The sequence below is a fragment of the Candidatus Photobacterium acropomis genome (assembly GCF_030685555.1).
Lineage (GTDB): Bacteria > Pseudomonadota > Gammaproteobacteria > Enterobacterales > Vibrionaceae > Photobacterium > Photobacterium lucens.
The window spans coordinates 1,387,662-1,401,576 of the sequence record NZ_CP131609.1; the positions used below are offsets into that span (position 1 = coordinate 1,387,662).

Genomic DNA, 13,915 nt, shown 5'->3' on the forward strand with positions numbered 1-13,915 from the left:
AAATACTTTTTAACGAAATTTATAGTGATTTGCGTATCAAATGTCGTTATTTAAGGTTGTTTTAGCGATAATTTTTAGAGATAAAAAAACGGTGACATATTATCACCGTTAATCAGTTAGTAGAGAGGGATATGTTGAGGGATTAGATTTCCCAAGTTAAGTTATTCTTAATTTCTTTAGCCACAGGCATCAGGTTTTCACCTTTGTCACCAACAATGATTAAGCTGGCATCGTGAATAGGCATAACCAAGCTTTCACTTTTACTATCAGTTGAATTTGAAATACCGTCACTTGGTGTTGGAACAAAAAAGACCGTAACCTTACCTTGTGGTGTATCCATGATCATATGCAGCGATGGTTTGCCATCAAAACCACAGTAATTGACATAATACACATGCCCAGGTAGGTTTTTAATTTCAGAACCTAACGGCTGTAATTTAGCGTTAACTTGCTGCAAAGTTGCATTTTCATTTAAATTTCTAACAAACTTTTCTTCATAATTAACGTGTTCAATAGCAATATCAGCTAAATTAATTGCTGTTGGTGTATTTTGAATTGGATTGAAATTAGCCTGACCAAAATACATCCCGATAGCAAAAGCAACAGAGGCAGCAAGACCGTAAGACCACACATTTTTAAATCGTTTCTGTGCGATTTCCTCTCCTGATTGGTGGAATAATATTTTGTCTGCTAAGTCATCAGGTACATCAATATTCAGGGCTTTTTCTAACTGCATATCGAGTTGTAATAATTCATCTGCAAATTTTTTATTGGCTACAGATTCTAATTTGCATGCAATGACTTGAGGATCATTATCATGGGGATCGGCTAATAACCTCCGTCTAAATTCTAATTCATCCATTGTGATTCCCTCTCTGTTGAGATTGGTTCTCTAGTTGTTCTTTTAACTGATTGCGTGCACGGAAAAGACGCGTCATTACAGTATTACGGTTGAGTTCAAGTATCTGTGCAATTTCATCGCCATTAAACCCTGCCATTACTTGTAAAATAAGCGGTTCTCGATATTCAGGTGCAAGATTCATGATTAAACGTTGGAGTAGATGCTGATCGGCATTACTTTCAACGCTTGGGGTAGAATCTGCAATAGCGTGGTCGTCAATATCAACAAGATCTAACTGTTTTCTTTCAAACCGACGGGCATTTTCTCGCCTAAGTATCGTGATTAACCATGCTTTTGCTGCCTTATCGTCCTGTAGGCTATCTAAGGAACGCCATGCGCGTAGACATGTTTCTTGTACCAAATCCTCAGCAATGTGAGCATCATGGCAAAGCCAATATGCGTAGCGATAGAGATCCCGATGCCAAGCCCTTACTAGGGCCTCGTATCTTCTTTGTTTGTCCATATCTAAAGAGACCGAGGGATCTCGTTTTTTATTACCAAAAAAATTTTTGATCATGGCAATTTCCGCCGTAATTCCATATTAAAAGCACCTGAACAGATAGAGTTAATAAGCTATTAGCTGTTATTTTTCCTCTTTTAGTGGGGAATCAGCACTAAAATTGATCTGGTTCAAAATCTGAATTTTATAGAACGTTATAGTTGTTTCCGTCATCTGATAGCGAGATGGTGGGTGTCAAAACCGGCTATTGTTAAGCTATCTGTTGAGCAAGATGACAACTTCCTTTTGAAGGCTGACTTTACTTTCTCCTATCAGGTTTTCCTGATTTGCAATTGACTTTATGTTGATTGACTTATTCATTGCGCAGATTGCTTTCCGCGTAAATTATGACCATACCTAATTAGGTATGGTTTTTTTTTGCCTGCCATTTTACTTTTTTATCATTTCACTCAGTACTTTTTAATTATCCCCGTTATTGTGCATTAAATCGTTTTAAAACTGAGAGAATCGATCACAATATTCGACATTGATATCGCAAAATTTAAACACTTGATTGAATTCAATAACACTTGAATTACAATTGATGAGGTCTGACCTCTAGTGCACAGGTGTGCCTACAGGCTTAATTTAAGCCAAATAATGAAAAGGAGTTGCGATGACACGTCTCCAGAATCTTACGACTCGTCAAGGGGAACGGATTGCTGTTATTAGCGGATTACGTACCCCATTTGCACGCCAAGCTACCGCTTTCGATGGGGTTCCCGCGTTAGATCTCGGCAAGCTTGTAGTAAACGACATGTTACAAAAGCTCGATTTTGATCCTGCCTTAATTGAACAAGTGGTTTTTGGGCAGGTAGTACAAATGCCTGAAGCTCCGAATATTGCTCGTGAGATCGTGTTAGGTACGGGGATGAACATTCATACCGATGCGTACAGTGTAACTCGCGCCTGTGCAACGAGCTTTCAAGCCGCAGCCAATGTAGCCGAAAGCATTATTTCTGGCACGATTGATATTGGCATCGCAGGAGGGGCTGATTCATCTTCAGTGTTACCTATTGGTGTTAGCAAGAGAATGGCGGCAACCTTATTAGCTTTGAGTAAGGCGAAAACCATGCCTCAACGTTTAAAGCTATTAAGCTCATTGAGCATGAAAGACTTAATGCCTGTTCCGCCAGCGGTTGCTGAGTACTCGACAGGGTTAAGCATGGGACAAACCGCCGAGCAAATGGCAAAAACACATGGTATTAGCCGTGAAGATCAAGATGCGTTTGCTCATCGTTCTCATACTTTAGCTGCACAAGCATGGCGAGATGGTTTAGTTCGTGATGAGGTAATGACGGCATTCCCTGAGCCATATCGTCAATGGATTGATAAAGATAACAATATCCGAGAAGACTCAACGTTAGAATCTTATGCGAAATTACGTCCTGCTTTTGATCGTCAATATGGCTCCGTAACCGCAGCCAATGCAACGGCACTGACAGATGGTGCTGCTGCTATATTAATGATGCGAGAAGGGCGAGCAAAAGAGCTTGGATTAACCCCACTAGGCTATATCCGATCTTACGCATTCTCTGCTATTGGTGTTGAAACCGATATGCTAATGGGACCTTCTTATGCCACGCCGTTAGCCCTTGATCGTGCCGGGTTAAATCTCTCTGATCTCACCTTAATAGATATGCATGAAGCCTTTGCAGCGCAGACATTGGCGAATGTAAAAATGTTTGCTTCAACCAAGTTTGCTCGTGAGAAATTAGGACGTATTGACGCTATTGGCGACATTGATATGGATAAATTTAACGTGCTAGGTGGCTCGCTAGCGTATGGGCATCCATTTGCGGCAACGGGCGCACGTATGATCACTCAAACCTTAAATGAGTTAAAACGTCGTGGTGGTGGTTTTGCATTAAATACTGCCTGTGCTGCTGGTGGTTTAGGCGCGGCAATGATTTTGGAGGCTGAATAATGACACAATCTGCATTTAGTTTATCGTACAGTGATAATGGTGTTGCTTGGCTAAAAATCGATGTGCCAAACGAGAAAATGAACACCTTACAAGCCGAGTTTTCAATTCAAATCGGAGCCGTTTTTGAAGAGTTAGCACAACGTACTGATGTTAAAGGCATGGTGGTCTATTCAGGTAAAGCTGATAATTTTGTTGCAGGCGCTGATATCAATATGCTGGCTGCTTGTGAAACGGCAGAGCAAGCGCAAGAATTAGCACAAACTGGCCAGCAGCTATTTTCACAGCTAGAACAATTGCCATTTCATGTGGTTGCTGCCATTCATGGTCCGTGTTTAGGTGGGGGATTAGAGCTTGCTTTAGCTTGTCATACTCGAGTATGTAGTGATGATGATAAAACTCGTTTAGGTTTGCCTGAAGTTCAACTAGGTTTGTTGCCTGGCTCTGGTGGTACACAGAGATTGCCTCGCTTAATTGGAGTTGCTAATGCATTGGATATGATCTTATCAGGCAAGCAACTGCGTGCGAAAAAAGCGAAAAAATTAGGTGTTGTTGATCAAGTCGTGCCTGAAAGCATTTTGCTTAATGTGGCTGAACAATTGGCGTTATCATCTAAACCGCACCGTAAATCATCAATGCAAAACTGGGCATTAGGTGGTAATCCACTTGGTCGCTCAGTGGTGTTTGATCAAGCAGCTAAAAAAGCCCATGAGAAAACCCGTGGTAATTATCCTGCCGTTGATGCTATTTTAGAAGTTGTGAAATATGGCTTACAAAATGGAATAGAAAAAGGATTAGAGCAAGAAGCTAAAGTGTTTGGTGAGCTTGTTATGTCGCCAGAATCAGCGGCATTACGCAGTATCTTTTTTGCAACCACAGCCATGAAAAAAGAAACAGGCTCTGATGCTGAGCCTAATACGATAAAGCGTATTGCTGTATTAGGTGGCGGTTTAATGGGTGGCGGTATTAGCCATGTTTCGGCTGTGAAGGCTGGGTATCCTGTTAAAATAAAAGACATCAGCAATGATGGCATTTTAAATGCGCTTTCATATAACTATAAAATTTTAGAGAAGCAGCGAAAACGTAAAATCATCTCAAAAGCACAGTTACAAAAACACATGCTGAGTTTGAGTGGCGGTATTGATTTTACGGGTTTTGACAAAGCTGATGTAGTTGTTGAAGCGGTATTTGAAGATTTATCATTGAAACACCAAATGGTTAAAGATGTTGAAGCTAACACAAAATCAACCACTATCTTTGCCACCAATACTTCTTCACTGCCTATCCATCAAATCGCACAAGCCGCAGAGCGTCCCGAAAATGTGGTGGGTCTGCACTATTTTAGTCCTGTTGAAAAAATGCCATTGGTTGAGGTGATCCCACACCAAGGGACAGAAACAGGAGCGGGAACATCAGAAGAAACAATCGCTACAGTTGTCGCGCTGGCTAAAAAACAAGGTAAAACGCCAATTGTAGTAGGTGATAAAGCAGGATTCTACGTTAACCGTATTTTGGTTCCCTATATGAATGAGGCGGCAAGAGTCCTGTTAAGTGGTGAGCCAATCGAACATATTGATGAGGCTTTACTTAACTTTGGTTTCCCTGTTGGACCGATTACGTTACTTGATGAAGTCGGTGTCGATATTGGCGCTAAGATCAGCCCGATTTTGTTGGCTGAATTAGGCGAGCGTTTTGAAGCGCCTGATGTGTTCGATTTATTGCTGAAAGATAACCGTAAAGGACGTAAAAGCGGAAAAGGCTTTTATCGTTATGATACGAAGAAAAAAGAAGTGGATAAGTCAGTCTATCAGCTACTTGGTATTGAACCGAAAGTTAAAGAGTCTGAAGTAGAAATTGCAGTGCGCTGTAGTTTAATGATGTTAAATGAAGCAGCTCGTTGTTTAGATGAAGGGGTGATCCGCTCTGCCCGTGATGGCGATATTGGTGCGATTTTCGGTATCGGTTTCCCACCATTCTTAGGTGGACCATTCCGCTACATGGATCATATTGGCATCACACGTATTGTCGATATGCTTAACGAGTACACCGATAAATATGGAGATCGGTTCAAACCTTGTGAGCGATTATTAGCAATGGCGAAAGAAGAACAAACCTTTTACTGATCGGCACATCTACTAAAAAACAATAAAAACCGATGCTGGTAATAGGCATCGGTTTTTTATTATTCGCTAATGTGCTTGATACGAAACCTTGGCTCAAAAAAATATGGGCGAAGTAAACGGTAGCCAACCAAAGCAATAGCGATGGCAATAAAGCTGTTTACTTTAAAAAGTGTAATGAGCGGTACGGTTATCGCAACGATAAACACAATTGCGTAAATAAAAATATCTTTTTCATTGTGCATTAAAGCTATACCGCAATGTGGGCAATCAAAATGCTCGTCGTAGGCTGACATTGCTGGCACTTCAAGTGCCTTATGACAATGAGGACAATATTTCTTCACGGTTAATACTCTTAATAAATGCTTAGCAATCAAATGCATAGCAATGGTATTTGCTTGGGTGATGAATGAAGTATGGGGGATAGGTAGGGTAAATTGCCAATAAAAAGTTGTTAAAAGAGCCACATTTTATCTTTATTTGTAAAAGTGGCTCTTTATTTATACAAGCGTCTTAAAAATTAGACGTGTTATTACAGTCGGTTATATAACTATCAGTTGTTAGTAAGCCTTATTTTGAAAATCAGCCACGGACTCAATTGGCTGACCGATATCTAACGCTTCAGAATCACTATGCGCATTGCCTTTGTAGTACATCACTAAGCGATTTGCTGTGCGTGGTTTGATGGTATCAACGATGAATTTGATCATATCAACCCGATCAAGTTTTTCTAGCGCATCAACTACACGTTGGCGTTGATTAAAGCTTTCATCTTTATTACCAATACTAACCCAGAAGCGCTGTGCTCGAGCTCTGAGGTTAGTGTCTGGCTCAGAAATTTGAGCAATTAAACCTTGCTTACTGGCTTGCCATTGCGCTTCATTAAGCTCTAATAAAACCAAAGCAAAAGCATTGGTGAAGTCATCAATAGCTTCAAGTAAGTAACCTGGATCGGCAACAGGGGATTGAATATATAAGATCAACCCTGGATGACGATTTAGCGGTAAATTCGCAGTACCGACCATATAACCTAACTGCTGTTTAGTACGCAGTTCATGGAAAAAGGTCGTCGACATTAAGTGATTTGCTAAGGTGTAAATAGCAATCTGCTCTGGCGTTGTTTCCTGAGATTGGTAATACATCAAGATTGCTGAATCTTCATGGTTACAATCAAGCTCGTAAGTGAGCGTACCAGAGTTTTCTAAACGTACTAATGGACGTTGTGATTCACCATAGAGTTGATCGGTGACACGGAATGCATCTTTTAGTGTTTCAGCTAACGCTAATGCATCTTTTTTCAGCCAGTTACCATAGACAAACGTATCAATGTGAAGCTCAGCAAACATCTCTTCAACAAAGCTTGGAAGCTCATCTAGCTCTATTGATTCTAGAGCTTCAATTAATACCGGATACGGCGGGTTGTTCGGTTGCAATAACCCTGTTAACTGATTGAAAAGCTGAGAAATTGGTTTATCTTCAGCCGCGTTTCGCCAGTTACGTAGCATTTGCGCCTTAATATTGGTAAAGCGATCTTTATCAAAACTACGGCCAGCAAAACGCTCAAGGATAAGCTTCATCAATAATGGCTGCTTTTCACTAAAGCCAGATAATTGCAGTGTTACGCCACCTTGATGGGCATACAGGTTATAAGACATCCCCGCAATCTCAGCAGGATAAGCTGTTTCGTTAATGGCTTCTAATAGCATTTCGACACAAAGGCGTGTTTTAACGATATTGCGTGGCGAGCTAACCGCATGTGGGCTATCAATCGCAACATAAACAATGCCCTTAGGTACACGGAAATCATGCTCTTGCTTATACCATAAACGGAATCCTGGTAGATCTTGGATCAACTGTGGCGGTAACTCAGATCCAGCTTCAAGCGGCAGAGGATCAAAATTATCACACAAGTAGATATTAGGATCTGGTAATGCCAATTCAGGATCAAGCGCAACGTTTTGCCACAAAGCCTTTTGCTCATCAGTAAACGGTGTGACTGAATAAGGCGTGTCATACCATTGCGCAGTGCGATCATAGTGCCCACCTTGGGCAACCAGCGTCAGGCGCATATTACTTGGCTCTAAGTAATCAAGTAGTTGCTCGATCAGTGGTTGATCATATTGCTCCATCATGTAGTCGCCGTAGATGATATCTTCTGGTTTATAGTGCAATAGGTTCAATACTAAATAGCTTACGGTATCAAGCGGGCGACTTTTCTCTTGATAGCGAAATGCCATTTCTAACACCGCTTTCTTTTCTTGCTGACGCCATTGAGCTAAACCTTGTTGTTGGATCAGCTTGAGGTATTGGAAAACACTGGTGACGATGTCATCAATGTGATCTTGTCCTTTAGGAGTAAGATTTAAACCAACCGTGAATTCTCTAAAGTTACTGCCATTGATACCACCACCTGCGGTTAAGGTGTTGATCAGTCCACGCTTTTTAAGCACAGACATCAAACTACCTTGACCTTCATTACCTAATAAGTGGGCTATATAGGATAACGGCTTCTTGGTATAGAACTCATCGACGCAAGGCAGTGAAAACGACAGTGTTAACTTACGTAATTCTTTAATTGGCTCAATTTGAATAAATTGCTGCTTTTCGTTTTCAGTCACAAACGGTGTTGTCAGCGGTGTTTTTACCACTTCTGTTTTAGGGATATGACTAAAGAATGCATTGGTAAATTGTTCTAGTTCATCTAATGACTGAGGACCAAGTAGTACTAATCCCATTACATCAGCAGAGTAATGCTGGTGGTAGAAAGCCAGTAGATCTTCACGTACAGATTTACCGTCACGATCTTCTAAAGTGGTTAAATCACCCACTGAGAATTTAGAAAATGGGTGCGCAGGATTAATGGTTTCTTTTTGCACTTGATAGAGGCGACGAACGTCATCTTTGATTTTTAGTTTGTATTCAGAATCAACAGCTTGTCGCTCTTTATCAACGGCTTCTTCATTAAATAATGGTGCGGTGAAAAATTGACCGAAACGATCTAATCCTTCTTCAAAAGCATGCGGGCTAACTTCAAAGAAAAACGTGGTGTTTTCTGTGCCTGTCCATGCGTTATTACTACCACCGCTGCGATTAATAAAGGTTTGAAATTCCCCAACACGAGGAAATTTTTCTGTGCCTAGAAATAGCATGTGCTCAAGAAAATGCGCCATACCTTGACGATCGATGGGATCATCAAAGTGACCGATTTCGACGGACAAAGCTGCGGCAGAGCGAGGCGCTTCAGCATCATGAACTAGCAACACGCGTAGCTCATTCGCTAAAGTGAGATAGCGATACTGCTTGTGATCATTTGGGCTTATATGCACGGGAAGAGCCTATTTTTAAAGGAGAATTGAATCAATTATGACCTCCAATGTACGGACTGGCAAACTGATAGTTAAGTTTATTTATTTGTGCAATGAGGCGATCACAAAAAATGTTACGTCAAGGAGGAATTGTATTTATGGTGAAGATTTGGTCAGGTTGGCTAACTTTGTCACGGTTCCGTTATTAAAATGGTTGAAGGATTATGTGATGCGATGGGGAGTTGCTAGCATGGAAAGAGATAAGTTGAAAAGAATGCATTAGCATACCAATTAGTAATAAAATAGTCGTCATATTAGTGCTGATGAACGATGCTGTTTGAACAGAGAGAAACGGAAACTTATGCGAATTTATATTATGCGTCATGGTGAAGCTGAAAACTTTGCAGCCAGTGATGCTGAGCGCCCGTTGACAGAGCGCGGTTCACGCCAATCAACACAAATGGCTGAGATGCTGTCCCAGCAATTGGTACAGCCATTAGATATGGTACTAGTTAGCCCATATTTACGAGCACAACAAACATGGCAATGTATGGAAGCCTCATTGGCAGATGCCATTGATGTGCAAGTATCAGATGAAATTACGCCGTATGGTGACGCTGAAACGGTGGTTGATTATCTAAAAGCGATGATCAGTGTTAAAAAGCCGCAATCGGTACTGATTGTGTCGCATCTGCCTTTAGTGGGCTACTTAACTGCGGAATTAGTCGCTGGTTTACAGCCATTGATGTTCACAACTTCAGCCATTGCTGCCATTGATTATGATCCTGCCAGCGATGTTGCAGAGCTTGCTTGGCAACAGGTTCCTCAATAATTTTATTTCAGTGAAGATAGGTAAATATTGACCATGATTAGAAATGCATTGATCACTTTGTTTGCATCACTGTTGCTGCTGGGATGCACCACAGCAGAGCCTGTACGTATTTCTGCTAACGGGATGATTAAGTGGTCAGATGGCAAGCGAGAGGGCATGCACGTTTCTAGTACTGGAAGCACGCTGACATTTGCAAATTACTCTAATTCCATCAGCGAAGGGCCTGTCATGATTTTTGCGCGTATTGATAGTGCGCGTAATGATGATTGTGAATACTTTTATGATGAAACGGTGATTAAACGTCGATTAAAAATTTGCGCCACAGGCGAAGTGACGTTGTTTAATGGCGGCAAAGTGGTGAAAGTAGGTCATATGGTTAAGCCTGCTTACTAACGGTAAAACAGGCGAGTAAGAATAATTATGTCTTACTCGCTGTTGGGTTAACGCTCAGGCACTTCAATCAATACCAGTAGCGCACCATTACCACCGAATTCTAGTGGGGCTTGATGAAAGGCTAATACATCAGGATGTTGCGCCAACCACATCGGTGCTTTCTGTTTTAAAATGTGTTTGCCAATGCCGTGCATAACGCAAGCACAAGACACATTCTCTTTAATACATGCGGCAATCATTGCAGCTAATTCTCTTTTGGCTTCTTGCTGCGTCATACCATGCATATCTAAGTAAATGTCAGGCACATAAACGCCACGACGTAATTTTTTTACTTCATACTTAGATACACCATCACGGGCGTATTGTACTGGACCATTCTCACTCAGATGTGGTTCAAACTCATCTGAGAAATAAAATTCATGGTTTTGGGTTTCTTTACCCATGACTTTTGTTTTATCGGCTTTTGAAGTCTGTTTGCGTGGCGTGATTATGGTATCATGCGACAACTTTTTTACGCCTTTTATCGCATCTTTGAAGAGAGCCATCTCTTCATCAAAGTTTGGATCTTTTTTACTCATAATGAAATTCCAACAACTATATAGCGGTAATGTCGCGTTTTTCGGAGGCTATTTTGGATAAGATTTTTGTCGACGAAGCTGTCAACGAACTTCACACATTGCAAGACATGTTACGTTGGACGGTAAGCCGTTTCAATGCTGCAGGTCTTTTTTATGGTCATGGTACAGATAATGCGTGGGACGAAGCTGTTCAGCTTGTACTTCCAACGCTTTACTTACCTTTAGATGTACCGCCTGAAGTGCGTGATTCTCGTTTAACGAGCAGCGAACGTCATCGTATTGTTGAGCGTGTTATTCGTCGTATTAACGAGCGCACACCTGTGTCATACCTAACAAATATTGCCTATTTCTGTGGTATGGAGTTCTTTGTTGATGAGCGTGTATTAATTCCACGTTCGCCAATTGGTGAGCTAATCGAAAACCGTTTCGAACCATTCTTAAGCCAAGAGCCTACACGTATTATGGACTTATGTACGGGTAGTGGTTGTATTGGTATTGCTTGTGCGCACATGTTCCCTGAAGCGGAAGTCGATATTGTTGATATCTCACCAGATGCGTTAGCAGTGGCTGAGCAGAATATCGCTGATCATGGTTTAGAGCAACAAGTGATCCCACTTCGCTCAGATCTGCTTCGTGATGTACCAAAAGATAAATACGATCTATTGGTAACGAATCCACCGTATGTGGATCAAGAAGATATGGACAGCTTACCAGATGAATTCCGCCATGAGCCAGAGCTTGGTTTAGCGGCAGGTTCTGACGGCCTTAAGTTAGTTCGTCGTATTCTTGCTAATGCACCAGATTACCTAAAAGAAGACGGTATTCTGATCTGTGAAGTGGGTAACTCAATGATCCACATGGAAGAGCAATATCCGCATATTCCATTCACATGGCTTGAGTTTGATAATGGCGGTCACGGTGTGTTCATGTTAACTCGCCAGCAGCTAGTGGATTGTGCAGAAGATTTCGCACTTTACCGCGATTAATGACTGTTCAGTGTCTTATTTTAGGGCGCTGATTAAATAAAAACGGCATGAGGTTACGGATAGATCTTAATAAAGATTGCCAGTAATATCATGCCGTTTTTTTATCTATTATTTATGAGCTTATGCTTGATACGTCGCTTGCTTTTCTTTAAGTGCGTTCATTACAGTTTCTTTATGATCTAAGTAATCATTTAAGCCTGCACGACGTAAATCACACGATGGGCAATTGCCACAACCATCGCCGATAACACCGTTATAGCATGTCAGTGTTTTCTCTCGCACGTAATCTAGTTTGCCGTATTGATCGGCTAGTGCCCATGTTTCAGCTTTGTTTAACCACATTAACGGTGTATCGATCTTAAGTTGACGATCCATACCGAGTACAAGTGATTGATTAAGCGATTTTACAAACTCATCACGGCAATCAGGGTAGCCAGAAAAATCAGTCTCACAGACACCTGTGATCACGGTTTCTGCACCAATTTGGTAGGCGTAAATACCTGCGAGGGTTAAGAATAAAATATTACGACCAGGTACAAATGAGTTAGGTAAGCCGTTTGCTTGAAGCTCATGAGAAACTGCGATGTTGTCACGAGTCAGTGAACTGATCGCAAGTTCGTTTAATAGACCCACATCCATCACTTTATGGGCTGTTACACCAAGATCTTTTGCAATCGCTTCAGCAACTTCAATTTCAAGCTTATGGCGTTGACCATAATCGAAAGTAATACAATGTACTTCATCGTAATGAGCAAGGGCTTGGATAAGGCAAGTCGTCGAATCTTGACCGCCACTGAAGACAACAACAGCTTTTGACATTGAGGTGATCCTTTATTGAATATTACCGAGAAACAGTCGGTAGAAAGACATTCAGTTGAACGTGGCTCTTATGCTAACTCAGCTGCTGAGTTGTGCAAAGTTTTTGATCTGGTTGTTTCCGCTCTAAACGAGTAAAGCGATTAATGTGTCGAATAACAGGTAAAAAAAAGCCGCACATAAAGTACGGCGAAATGCGAATCACTGTAACGAAAAGTCAAGCTAAGGCAGTGCTTGTATTTTCTAAGTTCAACGCAACACAGACACAAATTTAAAAAGGAGGGGGAGGCGCTGTGGCTAACCTCCCCAAGGGGCTGTTCTTATAGCGTTTGGTTAAATGGTGCTTACCACTGACCTGAATGTTCTAGTTGTTCGAGTTTCTCGGTATAAGCGGATAAATCACCGATGTTTTCTTCAATCCATTCTGCGTTGTAGTAAGTGTCAAGGTAACGTTCACCGCTATCACACAGTAGCGCTACGATTGAACCTGTTTCACCACGGGCTTTCATTTCTGCGGCAATCTGCAATACACCAAAGAGATTAGTCCCTGTTGATGCGCCTGCTTTACGACCGATAATGCGTTCTAACCAATGCACTGTGGCAACACTGGCTGCATCTGGGATTTTGCGCATTTCGTCGATCACATCAGGAATAAAACTAGGCTCTACACGTGGACGACCAATACCTTCAATACGACTGCCTGTATTACCTGTGATTGTGTTGTCACGTTGCATAAAGTAGTCATGGAACACAGAATTTTCAGGATCAACCACACATAATTGGGTTGGTTGCATTTGGTAACGAATATAGCGACCGATGGTGGCTGATGTACCGCCTGTACCTGGGCTCATTACAATCCAGCTTGGTACAGGGAAGCGCTCTAACTTCATTTGATCAAAAATACTGTTAGCAATGTTGTTATTACCACGCCAGTCAGTGGCACGTTCAGCATAGGTAAATTGATCCATGTAGTGACCATTTAGCTCCTTAGCTAAACGGCGAGATTCGTCATAGATAGCTGCTGGTGAATCTACAAAGTGGGCTTTACCACCGTAAAATTCGATTTGTTCAATTTTCTTACGGGCCGTTTTACGAGGTACAACTGCAATAAAAGGCAAGCCTAATAAACGGGCAAAGTAGGCTTCAGAAACAGCTGTACTACCTGACGATGATTCAATGATCGTTGTGCCTTCTTTGATCCAGCCATTACATAATGCATAAAGGAACAAAGAACGTGCTAGACGGTGTTTTAAGCTTCCAGTTGGGTGAGTGCTTTCATCTTTTAGGTAAATATCGATGCCGTCTAAGCTTGGTAATTCTAATTTGATTAAGTGGGTATCTGCTGAGCGTTGGTAATCCGCATCAATTTTACGGATCGCGTTGTTTACCCATTGGTTGTTATCTTTTTGTGTCATGCTAATAACCTTACTTGTCTTATTTATTATTGTTGTTGTTTTTATGTGTTTTGCTTAACAATTATATTACCAATATCAAAGGAAAAATCTTTGCTTTGTTTTGCAGAAAAACGATAAAATTTAGAAAATTTTTCTACTTTATGATT

At 41.3% G+C, this 13,915-nt stretch carries 12 protein-coding genes; 5 read left to right on the forward strand and 7 right to left on the reverse strand.

Translation table 11 applies throughout. The features are described 5' to 3' along the window. Positions 1–142: 142 nt before the first annotated feature. Both Q7657_RS13505 and Q7657_RS13510 read right to left on the reverse strand, forming a co-directional pair. A complete protein-coding gene (locus Q7657_RS13505; RefSeq protein WP_107164916.1) occupies positions 143–862 on the reverse strand; it encodes a DUF3379 domain-containing protein in 720 nt (239 codons plus the stop codon). Beyond that, positions 855–1,418 carry a sigma-70 family RNA polymerase sigma factor gene (locus Q7657_RS13510; protein ID WP_053988504.1) on the reverse strand — a complete coding sequence of 188 codons (564 nt, stop codon included), beginning with the start codon at positions 1,416–1,418 and terminating at the stop codon, positions 855–857. The genes Q7657_RS13505 and Q7657_RS13510 overlap by 8 nt, the downstream gene beginning before the upstream one ends. Positions 1,419–2,016: 598 nt before the next feature. Here Q7657_RS13510 and fadI point away from each other — a divergent pair. Beyond that, entirely contained in the window at positions 2,017–3,327 is a 1,311-nt protein-coding gene (fadI, locus tag Q7657_RS13515) for an acetyl-CoA C-acyltransferase FadI (RefSeq protein WP_107164917.1), read from the forward strand. After that, positions 3,327–5,447: a fatty acid oxidation complex subunit alpha FadJ gene (gene fadJ, locus Q7657_RS13520; protein ID WP_107164918.1), complete on the forward strand. Its 2,121-nt coding sequence runs from the start codon at positions 3,327–3,329 to the stop codon at positions 5,445–5,447. The genes fadI and fadJ overlap by 1 nt, the downstream gene beginning before the upstream one ends. A 59-nt stretch (positions 5,448–5,506) precedes the next feature. Here the strand turns inward: fadJ and Q7657_RS13525 are convergent, their stop codons facing one another. After that, a complete protein-coding gene (locus Q7657_RS13525) occupies positions 5,507–5,911 on the reverse strand; it encodes a hypothetical protein (RefSeq protein ID WP_107164919.1) in 405 nt (134 codons plus the stop codon). Positions 5,912–6,004: 93 nt separating this feature from the next. Continuing rightward, positions 6,005–8,770: an insulinase family protein gene (locus Q7657_RS13530; RefSeq protein ID WP_107164920.1), complete on the reverse strand. Its 2,766-nt coding sequence runs from the start codon at positions 8,768–8,770 to the stop codon at positions 6,005–6,007. Positions 8,771–9,110: 340 nt separating this feature from the next. Here Q7657_RS13530 and sixA point away from each other — a divergent pair, with 340 nt between their 5' ends. Beyond that, a complete protein-coding gene (sixA, locus tag Q7657_RS13535; RefSeq protein WP_107164921.1) occupies positions 9,111–9,581 on the forward strand; it encodes a phosphohistidine phosphatase SixA in 471 nt (156 codons plus the stop codon). A 33-nt stretch (positions 9,582–9,614) separates the two neighbouring features. After that, a complete protein-coding gene (locus Q7657_RS13540) occupies positions 9,615–9,974 on the forward strand; it encodes a hypothetical protein (RefSeq protein ID WP_223295640.1) in 360 nt (119 codons plus the stop codon). A 47-nt stretch (positions 9,975–10,021) separates the two neighbouring features. On the opposite strand, the gene smrB is transcribed toward Q7657_RS13540, so the two are convergent. Then, a complete protein-coding gene (gene smrB, locus Q7657_RS13545; RefSeq protein ID WP_008986494.1) occupies positions 10,022–10,552 on the reverse strand; it encodes an endonuclease SmrB in 531 nt (176 codons plus the stop codon). A gap of 53 nt (positions 10,553–10,605) precedes the next feature. Between smrB and prmB the strand changes: the two genes are divergently transcribed. Then, on the forward strand, positions 10,606–11,538 hold the full coding sequence (prmB, locus tag Q7657_RS13550) for a 50S ribosomal protein L3 N(5)-glutamine methyltransferase (protein ID WP_008986495.1): 933 nt from the start codon (positions 10,606–10,608) through the stop codon (positions 11,536–11,538). Positions 11,539–11,658: 120 nt separating this feature from the next. Here prmB and queC read toward each other — a convergent pair whose 3' ends face one another. Both queC and Q7657_RS13560 read right to left on the reverse strand, forming a co-directional pair. Beyond that, positions 11,659–12,357, reverse strand: a complete 699-nt coding sequence (gene queC, locus Q7657_RS13555) for a 7-cyano-7-deazaguanine synthase QueC (protein WP_107164922.1) — start codon at positions 12,355–12,357, stop codon at positions 11,659–11,661. Between the two features lie 341 nt (positions 12,358–12,698). Further along, the gene (locus tag Q7657_RS13560; protein WP_107164924.1) at positions 12,699–13,769 is read right to left on the reverse strand and encodes a PLP-dependent cysteine synthase family protein; all 1,071 of its coding nucleotides are present in this window, start codon (positions 13,767–13,769) and stop codon (positions 12,699–12,701) included. Positions 13,770–13,915: the final 146 nt, after the last annotated feature.